At 46.3% G+C, this 16,397-nt stretch carries 13 protein-coding genes; 9 read left to right on the forward strand and 4 right to left on the reverse strand.

The genetic code is table 11. The annotated features are described in order from the left end of the window. Positions 1-123: 123 nt before the first annotated feature. A complete protein-coding gene (locus MKZ13_RS04690; protein WP_339182211.1) occupies positions 124-888 on the reverse strand; it encodes an AraC family transcriptional regulator in 765 nt (254 codons plus the stop codon). Between the two features lie 194 nt (positions 889-1,082). Here MKZ13_RS04690 and MKZ13_RS04695 point away from each other — a divergent pair, with 194 nt between their 5' ends. The 5 genes from MKZ13_RS04695 (at position 1,083) to MKZ13_RS04715 (ending at position 8,503) form a co-directional block, all read left to right on the forward strand. Then, on the forward strand, positions 1,083-3,404 hold the full coding sequence (locus tag MKZ13_RS04695) for a beta-L-arabinofuranosidase domain-containing protein (RefSeq protein ID WP_339182213.1): 2,322 nt from the start codon (positions 1,083-1,085) through the stop codon (positions 3,402-3,404). Positions 3,405-3,487: 83 nt separating this feature from the next. Then, on the forward strand, positions 3,488-4,054 hold the full coding sequence (locus MKZ13_RS04700) for a Uma2 family endonuclease (protein WP_339182216.1): 567 nt from the start codon (positions 3,488-3,490) through the stop codon (positions 4,052-4,054). 677 nt (positions 4,055-4,731) lie between these two features. Further along, a complete protein-coding gene (locus MKZ13_RS04705; RefSeq protein ID WP_313771416.1) occupies positions 4,732-5,463 on the forward strand; it encodes a hypothetical protein in 732 nt (243 codons plus the stop codon). A gap of 12 nt (positions 5,464-5,475) precedes the next feature. Then, the gene (locus MKZ13_RS04710; protein WP_221818857.1) at positions 5,476-7,164 is read left to right on the forward strand and encodes a VWA domain-containing protein; all 1,689 of its coding nucleotides are present in this window, start codon (positions 5,476-5,478) and stop codon (positions 7,162-7,164) included. A 199-nt stretch (positions 7,165-7,363) separates the two neighbouring features. Further along, positions 7,364-8,503 carry a toxic anion resistance protein gene (locus tag MKZ13_RS04715; RefSeq protein WP_017690481.1) on the forward strand — a complete coding sequence of 380 codons (1,140 nt, stop codon included), beginning with the start codon at positions 7,364-7,366 and terminating at the stop codon, positions 8,501-8,503. 121 nt (positions 8,504-8,624) lie between these two features. Here MKZ13_RS04715 and MKZ13_RS04720 read toward each other — a convergent pair whose 3' ends face one another. Continuing rightward, positions 8,625-9,164 (reverse strand): hypothetical protein, encoded by a 540-nt coding sequence (locus tag MKZ13_RS04720; RefSeq protein WP_339182219.1) that lies wholly within the window; start codon positions 9,162-9,164, stop codon positions 8,625-8,627. A 155-nt stretch (positions 9,165-9,319) separates the two neighbouring features. Next, the gene (locus tag MKZ13_RS04725) at positions 9,320-9,913 is read right to left on the reverse strand and encodes a TetR/AcrR family transcriptional regulator (RefSeq protein ID WP_339182222.1); all 594 of its coding nucleotides are present in this window, start codon (positions 9,911-9,913) and stop codon (positions 9,320-9,322) included. Positions 9,914-10,105: 192 nt separating this feature from the next. Between MKZ13_RS04725 and MKZ13_RS04730 the strand changes: the two genes are divergently transcribed. After that, positions 10,106-10,864: an SDR family oxidoreductase gene (locus MKZ13_RS04730; protein ID WP_339182225.1), complete on the forward strand. Its 759-nt coding sequence runs from the start codon at positions 10,106-10,108 to the stop codon at positions 10,862-10,864. A gap of 171 nt (positions 10,865-11,035) precedes the next feature. On the opposite strand, the gene MKZ13_RS04735 is transcribed toward MKZ13_RS04730, so the two are convergent. After that, a complete protein-coding gene (locus MKZ13_RS04735; protein WP_339182229.1) occupies positions 11,036-12,070 on the reverse strand; it encodes a LacI family DNA-binding transcriptional regulator in 1,035 nt (344 codons plus the stop codon). A gap of 445 nt (positions 12,071-12,515) precedes the next feature. Between MKZ13_RS04735 and MKZ13_RS04740 the strand changes: the two genes are divergently transcribed. The 3 genes from MKZ13_RS04740 to MKZ13_RS04750 all read left to right on the forward strand — a co-directional run bounded on the left by MKZ13_RS04740 (position 12,516) and on the right by MKZ13_RS04750 (position 16,250). Continuing rightward, entirely contained in the window at positions 12,516-13,802 is a 1,287-nt protein-coding gene (locus MKZ13_RS04740) for a maltose ABC transporter substrate-binding protein (protein WP_221818861.1), read from the forward strand. A 259-nt stretch (positions 13,803-14,061) separates the two neighbouring features. Further along, positions 14,062-15,417, forward strand: coding sequence for a sugar ABC transporter permease (locus MKZ13_RS04745; protein WP_221818862.1), 1,356 nt, complete (start codon positions 14,062-14,064; stop codon positions 15,415-15,417). Continuing rightward, complete coding sequence (locus MKZ13_RS04750) at positions 15,414-16,250, forward strand: sugar ABC transporter permease (protein ID WP_339182234.1); 837 nt, start codon at positions 15,414-15,416, stop codon at positions 16,248-16,250. The genes MKZ13_RS04745 and MKZ13_RS04750 overlap by 4 nt, the downstream gene beginning before the upstream one ends. The last annotated feature ends 147 nt before the right edge of the window (positions 16,251-16,397 follow it).

Here is a 16,397-nt window from a genome sequence, read left to right on the forward strand (position 1 = left end):
ATTCCTCTTCTCTTATAGGTAAAGTGTGGAATATAGTTTTCTTGCATTTTACCACAATTGACTCCATCTGATTAATTCGAATTTTCTATAGTTAACTCAGTCATTTCTATGGATCAGAGCACATCAGCGATTAAGCTGTGTGGAATACAGATGATTGCGATATTCGGTTGGCGTATTGCCTTCGTATTGTTTGAACATGCGCAGGAACAGCTTGTAGTCGGAGAAGCCGCATTGTCCGGCGATTTCTTTTACACTGGCATTGGTGTTCAGCAGCAATTGTTTCGCCCGGCGAATTCGTTCTGTGAGGATATAGGTTTTGAGTCCAGTACCTTTCTCACGTTTCACCATTTTGGAGATATAGTCTTTATTAAAATTAAAATTTTCCGCAATCTGACTCACCGTGATGTTTGTATGCAGATGAATATCGACCCACTTACAGATATGGTCCACAATTGCATTGTGCGGGCGATAATCCGCCTCTATATTCCGCTCCAGTTCTCTGAACAACAATAACAAGGCTGCGTTGGCTTCCTCCGGTGAGAAGGATGACACATGCAGCAATTGCTTGAATAACTGATTGGCCATGGAAGGTACCTGAATGGTGGCATGTGTCCTAAACCAGTTGAATTCTGCCGACATGGCATCATAGTGAACCCAGTAGAAACTGACGGGTGTGTCGCTCATCTGGTAGCCGTAATGGGTGCGGCCGGCGCGCAGAAACAACAGATCGTTGGCACGAACGACATATTGTTCCTCTTCTTCCGCGATGTACATCTCACCTTCCAGCATCAAAATGATCTCATGCACAGGCATGCTGCGTCTCATGTGGCTCCAGTTGCCTTCGGATATGAACTTGCCGCACAGGTAATGTTCCAGTGGCTTTTGCATAGGACGGATTTATCCACCTTTTCTTGGATTATGAGTCTGATGTAATTGTATTTTATTTGATACTATGGGGATATTCAAGCTATACAGTAGATTGATGAGTATTAGTCATATGGAACAGAACACGGATTTTACCCCTTAAGAACGAAAGGAAGTATATCTGGATATCTATTACATCCCGAGAAGGAGTGAGTGTCATGATTGATACGAAAAAAGGATTTCTGGGACCGGAACATGTAGATCTGTTAAATGGTGTGTTCCAAACATCACAAGAGGTGGGGGAGCGTTACTTGTTATCGCTGGATATGGATCGATTCCTGGCTCCATGCTTCGAAGCTCATGGGTTACCGGCCCGAAAAGAACGTTACGCGGGGTGGGAGGCTCGTACCATCAGCGGACATTCCCTCGGACATTATCTGTCTGCCCTGGCTGTGACGTATCAGGCAACCGGGAATATCACGTTAAAAGAAAGACTGGATTATGCGGTCACCGAACTGGCGAGAATCCAGCAGACCACGGGGAGCGGATATATCGGTGGTTTGTCCGAAGAACCTTTCCACATGGCTTTTCGAGCAGAAAATATCGGTGGATTCAATATCGGTGAATACTGGGTTCCCTGGTACAGTGTGCACAAAATCTATCGCGGCCTGATTGACGCCTATAAACTGACTGGCAACGGACAGGCACTTGAGGTGGTTACTCAATTTGCAGACTGGGCGGTCGAAGGTTTGCTCCCGATGACAGAAGAACAGATGCAGACGATGCTTCAAAGTGAACACGGGGGCATGAATGAAGTATTTGCACATTTGTATGGGATTACCGGCAAAGCCTTATATCTTGAGATCGCTAACAAGTTCACCCATCAATTGATCCTGAGACCCTTGGAGCACAAGCAGGACGATCTTCAAGGCAAACACGCCAATACGCAGATTCCCAAAGTGATCGGTGCAGCCGAAATCTACAATCAGGACCATACTCATGAGAGTTATCGGACAGCGGCAGAGTTTTTCTGGAACACAACGGTGCATCATCGTTCTTACGTATTTGGTGCGACGAGCATTTCGGAGCATTACGAAGCAAAGGGTATGGAGAGTCTGGGCATCAAAACAGGAGAGAGCTGCTGTACTCACAACATGTTACATTTAACGAAGCAACTCTTCGCCTGGAATCACGATAGCGCCTACATGGACTATTATGAAAACGCCATCTATAATCACATCCTGGGCACGCAGGACCCCGATACAGGGAACAAAACGTATTTTGCATCAACGCTGCAAGGCCACTACAAAATCTATGGTACTCACGATACCGCCTGGTGGTGCTGCACAGGATCAGGCATGGAGAACCCGGGCAAATATGCCGAGGCCATCTATTTTGAGGATGAACAGGACCTGTACGTCAACCTGTATATCGCTTCCCAATTGGATTGGGCGTCACAGGGATTATCCCTGAAGCTTGAAACCAACTTTCCTTATTCGGAAAAGGTGACCCTGACGATCACCGGAGGCAACGCCTCGGCTCATCTAAGATTACGTGTGCCTTCATGGCTGCAAGAGCCAATGACGGCAACAGTTAACGGGGATACGGAACATCCGTATACACGGATGGAACCCGGCTATCTTTCCATCGACCGCACATGGACAACGGGCGATGTCATCACCATCACACTGCCGATTTCACTCCGCCAGTACACTTCACGGGATGATGCCCACAAAGTGGCATTCCTGTACGGACCAATAGTGCTCGCTGGTGCACTAGGAAACGAGGGGCTCCCTGAGGATACGATTGTGGACGAAACAGCGCTGAATCCCAAGACTGCTCCCGTACCTGTGATCTGGACAGAGCAGGAGGATGTACGAGAGTGGATTAAGGTTGTAGATGCAGATACGTTAACATTTGAACTTAGCAAGGATGTCACTTCGACGGGCGAAGCCGTGAAGCTCATTCCTTTCTATGATGTGCATCATGAATTTTATACCGTTTACTGGCCGTTTAACGATGAAGGAGATGCGCTGGAGAAAGAATTGAACGATATCACGATCGACAGGGTTCAAGCTGACGGTCAGCAAGATGAGATTGGACATCAACTGGACAGCAACTGCCGTGGTGAGCATCACAACGGTTCAACCACAGATGGACGTAAGAAGTTGCATATGTGGCGAGAGGCTTTTGGCGTCAATGGGGCTTACTTCAGTTACCAACTGGCAGTGGATCGAACGGCATCCAATTATCTATGTGTGGCCTATTGGGGCGGAGATCATTCCACGTTTGGATGGGAAGGTACGTTATATGACAGACAATTCGCCATTACCGTGGATGGAACACTCGTTGGTGAGCAGCGAATTCACATGAACAAAATCGGCGAAGTGTTCTATGTGACCTATGATATTCCTGAGGCGGTTACATCAGGCAAAGACAGCGTTACGGTAATGTTCCAGGCGAAGGGCGACAATGGTTGTGCCGGGAAAGTTGTAGAGGTACGCACCACGCGGAGCAAACCGGAATCCATCTTTTCATAATAAGAGGCATGGTGTGAAAAGGCGCAAAACACAATGTTATAATGGAGATAAATTACGGTTCGTTGGAAGAGGAGGATGGAAGTGTGGCAAAACCCGACGATAAAGGTACTTATAACTTTCAGGATTGGTTAACATGGGAAGGATCTTGGGAATTAATTAACGGCAAAGCTTTTAATATGTCGCCAGTACCTACTTCATCGCACCAGTTTATTGTGGGTGAGCTGCACTTCTCTTTGCGGAATTTTTTTCAGAATCGGAAATGTTTCGTGTTTGTTGCCCCTTTTGATGTGTATTTTAGCGAAAATGAACAATATGACCTACCAGATCAAGTTGTACAGCCTGATTTATCTGTGGTGTGCTCCAAAGACCAGATATCCAAAAGTGGCTGTCACGGTGCACCTTCTTTAATTATCGAGGTGTTATCGCCTTCGACTGCGTTAAAGGATTTCAACGAAAAATTTAACTTGTATCAGAAATATGGTGTGAACGAATATTGGATTGTTGACCCCGGCAATCAAACCGTCCATGTGTACACGCTGGAGGATGGCAGTTACCAGACCCGTCATCTATATACAGAGCTGGAAACGATTCAATCGGTTTTATATCCCGAACTGGTAATCCCGATGGATTCGCTGTTCAAGTTGAGGTAGTGCGAAGCGTCAACCTGTTCGCTACAGGCGAAGCAATAAGGCGGCCATTTTTTTATTCTTACGAACCGCACAGGCCTTATATAGGGAATTTTGGTGAGGTGGGAAATGTAACGAATCTCAGCGAAGCTATTTCATTCGAAATAGGCGATAAACAACACCTTTTCACCTAAAACGGGAACATAACGTGTCTCAGGTTCGTTACATTTTCAGAAGAGCTGGAATGTACCTAATAGCGTCACCTCAGTTCGTTAGCTGTAGAGAATACGGCATCGAGATTTTCAATAAGAACACGAGAAATGATGAACCAACGCAAAAGGGACGAAACCGGATGAGCTCCGATTCGTCCTTTTTGCATTACTCCTTTTCAGACAAGTCTTATATAAAAAATGACACGCATAGCTATTTTCCACGTATTATCTGATAACATTTCTTCTCCACAATCTGCCGTCTGGTAAGACGAACTTTTACGATTGACCACCAAATTTCCTGCCAAGTTCTACGTTGTCCCTGAAAATATGAAATGGGATAAGCCCAAACCACGTATATTATGAGTATCCAAATATCCAATCATATCCACCTGAGAGCGTTAACATCATGTACAATAAGAATAAGTTGAACAGGAAAATTACGACATCAAGCACCAATATATAACATGAAAGGAGGTCGGATGATTGAACATGATCAAGTACATAAAATTGTTCGGATTAATCCTCTGTATTGTGGCTGTGAATGTTCTGGCATTCTCACCCGGCTTCATCGGGCTGAACTTCGATGAGGGTGCATTCACAACTGCACTATCCGTTACCCTTCTGTTCGGCAGTGCAATGGCACTCCTATATGGGAGTTACACCTTGCTGTTCAGACAACCGGTAGTCCTGCCTGTGAAGCATATTGAAACGCATGAAGATTATGTGGAAGCCTTATCTTTTTATAGGCGCATTAAAGTTCTCGAAGAAGATATTACACTGGGGCTGTCCCAACTTAGTCGAATGAAAAAGAAAAAAGAAACCCTCCTGAATGTGCTTCATCAACGGTTTGATCCAGGAGAACTGAGCTACAAGAAATTTGCTTCGGTCACACTGGAAGTGGAGAAGCTGTTGTACCTGAACATCCGCAGTGTGCTGAACCGATTGAATGTATTTGATGAAGCTGACTATGCCAACATGATGAAATCCAAATCCTCAACACTTCCCCAGAAGCTTTTTCAGGAAAAAACCAAGGTATACAACGATTATCTGTCTTATGTGAAAAATGCATTACACACCAATGAGGAAATCTTGCTCAAGCTCGATCAGTTGTTACTGGAGATTTCACGCCTCGACAGCTTTGAAGCCGGAGATATTGAACAGATGCCTTGTATGCAGGAGATTGATCAGTTAATCAAGCACACCAAATTATACAGACAGTGAGGGGTTGCTCGTATGGCCAAGAAGGGAAAGTTTTTTTTCATATCAATCGTGATGCTGGTACTCGTATTTGGTCTGGTCTATGCAGGAATTACACTAACATCGAACTTTGGCAAGTCGACCACACAGGTGAGCACAGAGAATGCAGGTAAGGAACTGGGGAAACTGTACGCGGACATTGCGCCAGCGACGGCGGAACCGGTCAAAGGACAGATTGATCTCGACCCGGTCGATGTGGCAGAATCACTGCCGGATATCTCCAAATTTGCAATTGCCGTAGAGAATACAACAAATGATTACGTCGAAATCTTTTCTTCCACAGAGAAGTCGGGCAGCGGGGTAGACGGCTGGTTAACCGAAGTGGGCGAGGAGTTCAACAAAGCTAATATTACCATTGGTGGCAAACAGGTGTCGGTCAAAATTCGCAACATTGCCTCTGGTACGGCCACCGATTATATCAAGTCTGGTAAGTATATGCCGGATGCATTCACACCTTCCAATGAACTGTGGGGCGAGATGGTTGAGGCTAGTGGGGTGAAGACGGAGATGGTATCCGAGCGATTGGTTGGGAATGTTCCGGGTATTGTCATCTCCAAAGCCAAATATGATGCACTGGTTGATACGTACGGTTCCGTTAATGTAAAAACCGTAACCGAAGCCATTGCCAACAATGAACTCGCGATGGGATATACCGATCCATTTGCCAGCTCCACAGGACTTAATTTCCTGGTGACTGCACTGAATACGTATGACAGCGCCAACCCGCTTGGCGAGAAGGCCATTGAAGGGTTTGAAAAATTCCAGACGAATGTACCGTTTACAGCCTCAACAACGATTCAGATGCGGGAAGCTGCCAAGTCAGGCAGACTGGATGCCTTTGTACTCGAATACCAGACGTATGTGAATACCGCTGATCTGAAGAGTGGATACGTCTTTACACCATTTGGTGTGAGACATGATAGCCCGTTGTATGCATTGGGACAATTGCCGCAGAACAAACAGGAGATTATCCAGAAGTTTGCGGAATTCGTAACCCAGGCGAAGTACCAACAATCGGCGGAAGAATTTGGTTTCAACGGTTTGCAGGATTACAAATCCGAATTGGCTACCGTGGATGGCGGTACGTTGCTGTCTGCACAGAAAGTATGGAAAGAGAAGAAGAATGGCAGTAAACCTATTGCTGCCGTGTTCGTGACAGACGTGTCCGGAAGTATGGACGGCGAGCCGCTTAACCGACTGAAGGAGTCTTTACGCAAAGGTCAGAAGTATCTGGGCACAGAGAACAGTATTGGATTGGTTTCTTACTCTAGCGGGGTAACTGTGAATCTGCCAATTGCCAAGTATGATACGAACCAGCAGTCCATGTTTGTCGGAACAGTTGATAGTCTGCAAGCTGGGGGTGGTACGGCGACCTTTGACGGGATCGTGGTAGCAATGAAGATGCTGGAAGATTATATGGCTGCTAATCCGAACGTGAAGCCGCTGATTTTTGTCCTGAGTGATGGCGAGACCAACGAAGGTCATACCCTCAAGGATATCCGGGATCTGGTCGAGACGTACAAAGTGCCGATCTATACGATTGGATACAATGCGGACATCAAGGCTTTGGAGAGCATCTCCAGCATTAACGAGGCTGCAAGCATCAATGCCGATACCGACGATGTTGTGTACAAGATCGGAAACCTGTTTAACGTACAGATGTAAATTTATTAATACGAAGACGTAGAGTGCAGAACCGATCTGAAGAAGCATAGCGTTCGCCTTTATCACTAGATTTCAACCGATTAAAGAGGAAGATGAAGAAATCTGGGGATAACAGCGATCGGAGGATGGTACTGCAATCGGAGTCACTCGCGTGGAATATCAATCATTTTACAGCACGTATTTAAAGGGGGAATTGTAGATGTCATTTTCAATGGAAATACCGAGCCAGAAGGAAATTCAGAAGGTGATCGAAGAAGAAGTGAAACCCGTGCCCGCCGAGGTCGCGGAGCTTCAACAAGTGGCAAATGCCAACGTAGAGATGATCATGACACTGGATCTCGAATCCCTGGAGAAGCGCAAAGAAATTCTGCAATCCATTGACGGCTTTGGCATGAACACGATGAGATCCTCTTCTGAGAAAAACGCCTTGCTTCAAGTCTCCGTTGGACATCTGTCCAAGACGGGAGACGAGGGCGGTCAGGTCGCCAAAGGTTTGACCGAGCTGCATATGCAACTGAAGGATCTCGACCCAAGCGTGGTCGACTTTGCCAAGACCGGTTTCCTCGGGAAATTGTTCAATCCGCTTCGCGCCTATTTCCTGAAATACCAGAAGGCTGACGCAGTCATCGCTGACATCGTAACCTCTTTGGATAAAGGCAGATCCACCCTGCGTAACGATAATACAACGCTGGAGATTGAACAACAGAACCTGCGGGAACTCACCAAACGATTGCAAAAGGAGATTCAGCTTGGCGTGCTTATGGATGAGTCCATCGATGCGCAGATTGAAGCGGCCAAGGTTCGGAATGAGGACCCTGAGAAGGTCCGGTTTATTACCGAAGAAGTGCTGTTCCCGCTCCGTCAGCGTGTGATGGATCTGCAGCAGATGTTGGTCGTGAACCAGCAGGGCATCATGGCGATCGAAGTGGTGATCCGCAACAACAAGGAACTGATCCGAGGGGTAGACCGGGCGAAGAATGTAACGATCTCGGCATTGAAGATTGCCGTTACAGTAGCGAGTGCTTTGTATAATCAGAAGATTGTATTGCAGAAGATTGAATTGCTGAACCAGACAACCAACGATCTGATCGCCGGAACATCCAAGATGCTCAAGGATCAGGGGATTGCCATTCAGAAGCAAGCATATGAGGCTAGCATCTCCGTGGATACGATGAAACAGGCGTTTACCGATGTGTTGTCAGCACTCGATTCAATCAGTCTTTATAAGCAGGAAGCTCTGCCAAGAATGCGTGAGACGATTAACCAGTTCCGTGAACTTGCGGATACCGGCGAGCAGCAGATTCAGCGATTAGAGAAAGGGCAGAAGCTGGGGCTGTAATCAGAAAAGAGAGAAATAAATACACATTAAATTGTTATCTTTATTTCTATAATTAGAAAAAGCGACCGTTCCTCATTAAACATGGGGAATGGTCGCTTTTTGGATTTTATGAAGATTGGTACTAACTGTCATACCCCAAGCTTCTTGCATAAGCGTATAACTGTTGTTCGCATTGATCCATTAGAACACTAGCGGTGTTTACTTTGGCACTACCCTGTTTTAGTAACGTGTAATTCACTTTGTTCTTGGATACTGCCTTTTGGTACAACAGGTACCCTTCGAGCTGAGTGTAGCTTGCCTTAACAAATGTGGCGTGGATTTTCTTGATTTGCGGGTTGGTAGGCTTGATTTGTTTTGCCTTGGATACCAATTTAGTATAATTGGGGATCACCGTATTCGTAAGTTTAAGATACATGGACTTGCGATTTGTTGAAGTTACTTGGGTGTCGATGCTTTCCAAAGCTGTGATGGCCTTGGCCTCATAAGTTTCAAGAGCAAATAACTGATTAGTGTACTCTTCAAATTCTGCATAACTCTGATCTGAATCTGAATATGTAGAGGTTGCTATTTTGGCTGCATCAGCAGAAATGGCTGGAGAGAGAAGCACTCCGCCAAGCAAAACAAAACTGGTAATCAATGATATAATCCACGACTTCTTCAAATGTAATGTCATCCTCCTTTTGTTTGTATTCCATTGGATAACCTAACATATCATTACCAGAAATTACAGGAATGCATTTACATAATTTTGGTGGTGGAGCTTTCTTAAATCACTCTCAATCACCCTGCTATAGGGAAGTAAGACAAATCAGAATCTCAGTTTCTCAACACGACATTATCTGGCTTGTAATGGATGATCTTGAACAACTCCTCGGCCATGTAGGCGGGGCTGTTCTTGAAATCTTGTCTGATCCACTCCATGATCATGCCGAATATCGCATGAGATTGGTAGCTTGCCAATATTTCATGGTTGATGTGCTGCGGGAAGATGTGGTTCAGATCCTGTAAGGCCAGATCCCGAAGAACATCACAGATCATACGCTGGAAGTTGGAGGAGGCCTCAGATTTCACAACCAATGTGTAGAATTGTGCATGTTGGTGCACATGCTCAAATATAGTGATCGCCGAAGAGGGCATCAGATTGACTTGGAACTCTTCCTCATCCTGATAGGGTTTACGAAAAGAAGTCACCAGATCCTGAATTACATCATCGATAATCTCGTTGAACAGGTCTTCTTTGTACTGATAGTGCCTGTAGAAGGTTCCCCGATTCAGGTCGGCACGCTGCACAATATCCGTAATCGAAATTTCTTTAAAGGGATGTTTTTGCATCAAATGGATGAGTGCATCCTTCAGTGCAGCTTTTGATTTTTTAATTCTTCGGTCCATCGAATTCATAGTTTCAGACATCTATTTACCTCCTCGCGAGTTCACTTTATTAGTTAAAGTACATTCAGGCTTGTAAGTGTTGTTTAACGTACAACTGGGCAAGCTTTTACTGATTGATGTAAAACGCTATGACTTATTATACTAAGGATAAGAGTTAATGAACATTTGTTTGTTAACTTATTGTAAACGAATACACAAAGGAGGATACATGGAATGAAACTTCAAGATAAAGTTGCAGTTGTTACAGGTGCTGGTTCAGGTATGGGGAAAGCAATTGCCACGTTGTATGCTCAAGAAGGCGCGAAAGTCGTCGTATCGGATATTAACGAAGAGTCCGCACAAGCGGTAGTTAATGATATTAAAGCACGGGGCGGAGAAGCAATTGTCGTTCTGGCCAATGTAGCCAAAGAAGAAGATGTGCAAAATCTGATCGATACGACAGTTAGCACATACGGTACAGTAGATATTCTGGTTAACAATGCGGGAATTATGGATGGCATGGAGCCGGCAGCAGATGTAACGGATGAGAAGTGGGAGAGATTGTTCGCTGTGAACACAACCAGTGTGATGCGGACAACACGTAAAGTATTGCCGATTTTCCTGGAAAAACAAAAAGGTATCATCGTGAATATTGCTTCGGCAGGGGGCCTACACGGCGGACGTGCAGGGGCAGCCTATACGGCGTCCAAACATGCGGTTGTGGGCTTCACCAAAAATACAGGCTATATGTATGCTGAGCAAGGCATTCGCTGTAATGCAATCGCTCCAGGCGCTGTGGCAACCAATATCAGCTCTTCCATGACAGGTATTAGCCATTTCGGTGCAGGGCGGCAACAGCTTGGGATGGCAATTAACCCACGCATCGGGACGAGCGAAGAGATCGCCAAAGTGGCTTTGTTCCTTGGATCTGACGAGTCCAGCTTCGTGAATGGAACTGTCGTTACAGCAGATGCTGGGTGGAGCTCTTACTAATCCATTCAAGCGCAGACAAGCATGGAGTACGGAAATAGTGTGTGAATTAAGGAAGCCGCATGTGTATATGCGGCTTCTTTTTTGCACCTATGCACCTACGTACGGTGGATAACAGCATCATATTCCGTGTAGGACAAACGTTTGCATTACTACGCGAATACTCGAAATGAATCAATCTAAGGGTGGCTTTGGCTTGGAAAAGAGTGAGGATTCGCGCACGATCAGACGATGGGGGATAATGACCGGATTATGAAGCTGTGGTTCCCCACTAAGAATTTTTAACAGTACCTGAACGGCTGTATAACCAAGCTGATAAGTCCCGATGTCGATAGAGCTTAGGGGTGGAGAAGCCAGTTCCGATAATGCAATATTGTTAAAACTGACCACACTGATATCTTCAGGCACCAGATAATGAAGCTCCGCAAGAGCCCTCAATACCCCGAAGGCCACATTGTCATCGATGACAACAATTGCGGTGGGTCTGTCCGGCAAGGACATGAACAGCGACATCGCTCTAAATCCACTTTCCTGCAGAAATTCACCTTCCACAATCCAGTCACTATCCGCATCCAGCCCGGCGTGGGCAAGCGCTTTTTGGTATCCTAACATACGATCATGCGATAACGTAATGTCCGGAGGACCGCTGACAAATCCGATTCGGGTATGGCCCTGAGCGATCAGATGATGAGTCGCATCATAAGCGGTCTGCACATTATCGTTATCCACCATGGGGGCATTTGGATGAGCTTCACTGCGACCGATTAACACAAAAGGAAACTTTTCCGCTTCCAAAAAAGAAATGATGGGATCGTCTCGTTTGGACCCAAGCAGTAGAATGCCATCCACTCTACGGCCATGAACAAGGCGTGATATTGCATGCAGTTCATTGTCTGATGATGTTTCGGTTGTTAGCAGCAATTCATAATTCATACGGGTGGCATGTGTAATAATACCTCGCAGCAGTTCCCCGAAAAAGTAATTCTGAAACAACTCTTCTGCAGGACGCGGAAGCATAATCCCAAGGGTATGTGTTGTTTTGGAAACCAGGCTCTTCGCGATGATGTTGGGATGGTAGTTTAATTCTTTCATGATTTGCTTCACTTTGAGAGATGTCTTGGTGCTGATTCTGGGATGGTTGGAAATCACCCGTGACACTGTAGAAGGGGAAACACCCGCCAATTTGGCAATATCCTTGATCGTAATCATGTAAAAAATCCCTTCTGAACAATCGTATAAATATTCTCCTATGGTAATCCAAAGGATACGAGAAATCAATTGCTAACTGCCGAGTAAGGGATACTCATGAAGTAATATTAAGGAAGAAAGAGTCAGAACAAGGAAACAGGAAATTACTGTAGGTAGAAGAAAGAAAATGGTTGAAATTGAGCAAATATGGCTTGTGCAAACGTTTGTGCAAATAAAGTTTGTTATTGTATGATGTGATTGTTATTGTAGCGCTTACATCAGTGGATTTACATACTTCTTGACTTGTTTACCCCTACATATTGAACGGAGAGGTCATCTTGTCTTCCATTTGAGCAAACGTTTGTACAAAAGGGGATATGGGGTGCAGAACCTGACAACATACGCAGACAAAAGGGTGAAAAGCGCGAACTTTGTTGGACCAAGCAGAGGGAAGGGGACATTTTACATGAGAAAATGGCAAGGGGCAACATTGTCCGTCATGATGGCTTTTACACTGGCTGCGTGCGGGGCTGGAGGCGGAAGTCCATCTCCAACAACGGCAGGTGAGAATCCGGAGGAAGTTGTAGAGCTGACAGCCGAGAACCTTCAACCGGAAGAAGGGGCGACCCTGGTGATCTGGGAGGATAAAAATCAAAGCAGCTTTATTGAACAAAGGGTCAAAAAATTCGAAGAAAAATATGGGGTAACGGTCAAAATGGAGGAATTACCTCCAACCGATCAGGTAACCAAGCTGACGACGGATGGCCCAGCGGGTCTGGCGGCAGATGTTGTTGTTTTCCCGCATGATAAGATTGGTAGCGCTTCAGAGGCGGGACTTATTCTGCCCAATGACATATTCGAAGCAGAAACCGTAGAGAACACCAGCGACAACGCGCTGAAGGCAGTGACGTTCAAGGATATCCTGTACGGCTATCCGTACAGCGTGGAGACCTACGCCCTTTTCTATAACAAGGCACTCTATCCGGAAGCTCCGAAAAACTTTGATGAGATTATCAGTTTCGCCAAGACGTTCAATAATGTGAAGTCCAATCAGTACGCACTGATGTGGGAATTGCAGCAGTTTTATTATAACTATGCATTCCTGGCTTCACAGGGCGGTTATATTTTTGGAGACAACGGAATGGACAGCGCGGATCTCGGTCTGAATAACGAAGGAGCCCAGAAGGGTGGACAGTTCCTGCAGACGCTGAAGTCGGAGGTGCTGCCGCTTAAGATGGGTGACGTGAACTATGATATCAAAAAAGGATTATTCTCCAGCGGAAAACTCGCTATGGACATTAATGGTCCGTGGACCATTGCCGATTATCGCAATGCAGGTATTGATTTTGGCGTTGCTCCGCTTCCGGCAATTGATGGCAAACCGATGACCTCCTTCTCAGGCGTTAAAGCCTATTATGTGAATGCATTTACGCAATATCCGAATGCGTCGAAGCTATTGGCAGCGTTCCTTTCCAATGAAGAGGCCCAGATGGAGAACTTTGACCTGAACGGTACACTTCCTGCGAACAAAAACGTAGCTGCTGATCCGAAGTTGCAAGAGGACTCAATCAACAAGGCGTTCCTGGAACAGTTCAACAACTCAACTCCAATGCCTTCGCTTCCTGCCATGGACAGCGTATGGGGACCGATCACTTCGGCCATTACGGATATATGGGATACCGAAAAGGACGTGAAGGCATCACTGGATAACGCCGTGAAACAGATCCAGGAAAGCCTTGCAACCGTCCAATAAGGACGAACGACGAATGCGAAGATATGCATAAGAGCTGCATAAATTGAACTTCATATTTACACAAAAACGTAGAGGACAGAAGAAAGATGAAGAAGTAAAACGTGCGCCTTTATCACCGGATTTTCCCTTTTGGAAAAGGGATCGAAAAAAATCTGGGGATAACAGCGATCGGAAGCTTATTCTGTCATCGGAGTGGTCAGTGTAAGTACACTTTTGTTCAATGTATGCAGGTTAGCAATAGGCGGGGAGGAGAGAGCGAATGCAACAGCAGCATGTCCCGGTGCCTGTTGGACCGAACACGGAAAGACAGCATCGGATGACAGCGGCCATATGTTCCATCATACTGCAAGGTCTTGGACAGCTGTACAATCGACAATGGATTAAGGGGATTTGTCTACTGTTACTGGAGGGAGCAGGGCTTGCGTACCTGCTTCCTCGCCTGTCACAGGCCGTATGGGGCATATGGACACTGGGGGAAAATACACAGCGTTTTGTCAAAGTGAATGGGTCCACTGTACTTCAAAGGGGAGACCATTCCATCTTTTTGCTGCTTGATGGCATTATCGTACTGCTGGTGTTTTTTGTGTTTATCTTAATCTACATCTTGAATATTCGGGATGCGTACGTCACGGGGCTTGCGAGGGAGGAAGGCAAACAGACCCTAGGCGCAGCGGCATCGCTTCGGAACATGATGGACAAAAACTTTCCGTATCTGTTCCTGTCCATCCCGGCCCTGGGCATTCTTTTCTTCACCGTTATGCCCATCCTGTTTACGATCACGATCGCGTTTACCAACTATTCGGCCCCGGATCATATTCCGCCAGCAAAACTCGTGGACTGGGTAGGCTTCAAGACGTTCAGTGATCTGATCCAGCTGAAATCCTGGAGTCAGACATTCTACGGCGTTCTGACCTGGACGGTCATCTGGGCCATCTTGGCGACAGTCACCACCTATTTTGGCGGCGTGTTAGTAGCACTGTTGATTGAACAGCGTGGCATACGCTTCAAGAAGCTGTGGCGGACGATTTTTATTTTGCCTTATGCGATCCCACAGATCATCTCCTTGCTGCTCATGCGTAATCTGTTCAATGGTCAGTTTGGTCCAATCAATACGTATATGAGAGCATTTGGACTGGAAGGATTGCCTTGGCTGACAGATCCATTCTGGGCTAAGGTCACCGTTATTGTCGTCAACATGTGGATCGGTATTCCGGTCAGTATGGTGTTGATTCTGGGTGTATTGACAGCCATCCCTCGTGACCTCTATGAGGCTGCCGAAGTGGACGGAGCATCTGCGTTTCAGAAATTCCGGATCATTACCATGCCGTTCATTCTTTTTGCCACAACCCCGGTACTCATCATGCAATTCGCCGGAAACTTCAACAACTTCAATGTCATCTTCCTGCTGACCAATGGAAATCCACTGCGGGGAGACTACCAGTACGCAGGGGCAACGGACCTGCTGGTGACCTGGCTCTACAAGCTCACGCTCGACAATAACAAATTCAACATGGCTTCAGCGGTAGGCATTATCATCTTCCTTATTATCGCTACATTCTCTATCTGGAACTTCCGCCGCTCCAAATCATTCAAGGAGGAGGACATGATTCAATGAAGACACGTAATAATCCGCTGCGTGTGGCCCTGAGTTATGTGCTGTTGCTGATCGTCGCCGTTGTCTCCATCTATCCGGTACTCTGGATCTTTCTCTCTTCCCTGAGACCCGGTGCGGCATTGTTCAGTGAGCGGTTATGGCCGGAAGCTTTCACGCTGACCCATTACGGGGAGCTGTTCAATAACCCGTCCTTTATGTACGGCAGATGGTATATGAATACGCTGAAAATTGCCTTTTTCACAATGATCTTCTCCACGTTGATGGTGACACTCGGGATGTATGCCTTGTCCCGCTTCCGCTTCCGTGGACGTAAAACGATTCTCTCCACCATGCTAATCCTCGGCATGTTCCCGAGTTTCATGAGCATGATTGCCATCTATATCATTTTGCTGCAAATTAAATTGCTCGACACCCACGCTGCGCTCATCCTGGTCTATTCTTCAGGGGCGGTACTGGGCGGATTTATCGTCAAAGGTTTCTTTGATACGATTCCCCGCAGTCTGGATGAAGCGGCCCGCATGGATGGTGCAAGTCACCTGCGGGTATTCACCAGCATCATCCTGCCTTTATCCAAGCCGATGCTGACTTATGTGGCACTAACCAGTTTCACGGGTGCATGGATGGACTTTATCTTCGCCCGGCTGGTGCTGCGGACAAAGGAGAACTGGACGCTTGCGGTGGGTATGTGGGATCTGGTCAACCGTTATCAGGACAGTAACTTTACGATGTTTGCTGCGGGTGCGGTACTGATCGCGATTCCAATTACACTGCTGTTCGTTTTCCTGCAACGATTCCTTGTTCAGGGTCTGACGGCAGGAGCTTCGAAGGGGTAATACCGTGCCATAACAGCATAGTCAGCCGCGATCCCTGCGGCACTTTAACCAGGCACTTCCGTGATGTCATGTCTTTATCGACTGGCACTGCAGCGGAAGTGCCTGATTCTGCATGGGCTCGAATGATGATTAGGGAGGAACGTGATA

Origin of the sequence: Paenibacillus sp. FSL R5-0701 (assembly GCF_037973995.1) — a bacterium.
In the GTDB taxonomy this organism is placed as follows: domain Bacteria; phylum Bacillota; class Bacilli; order Paenibacillales; family Paenibacillaceae; genus Paenibacillus.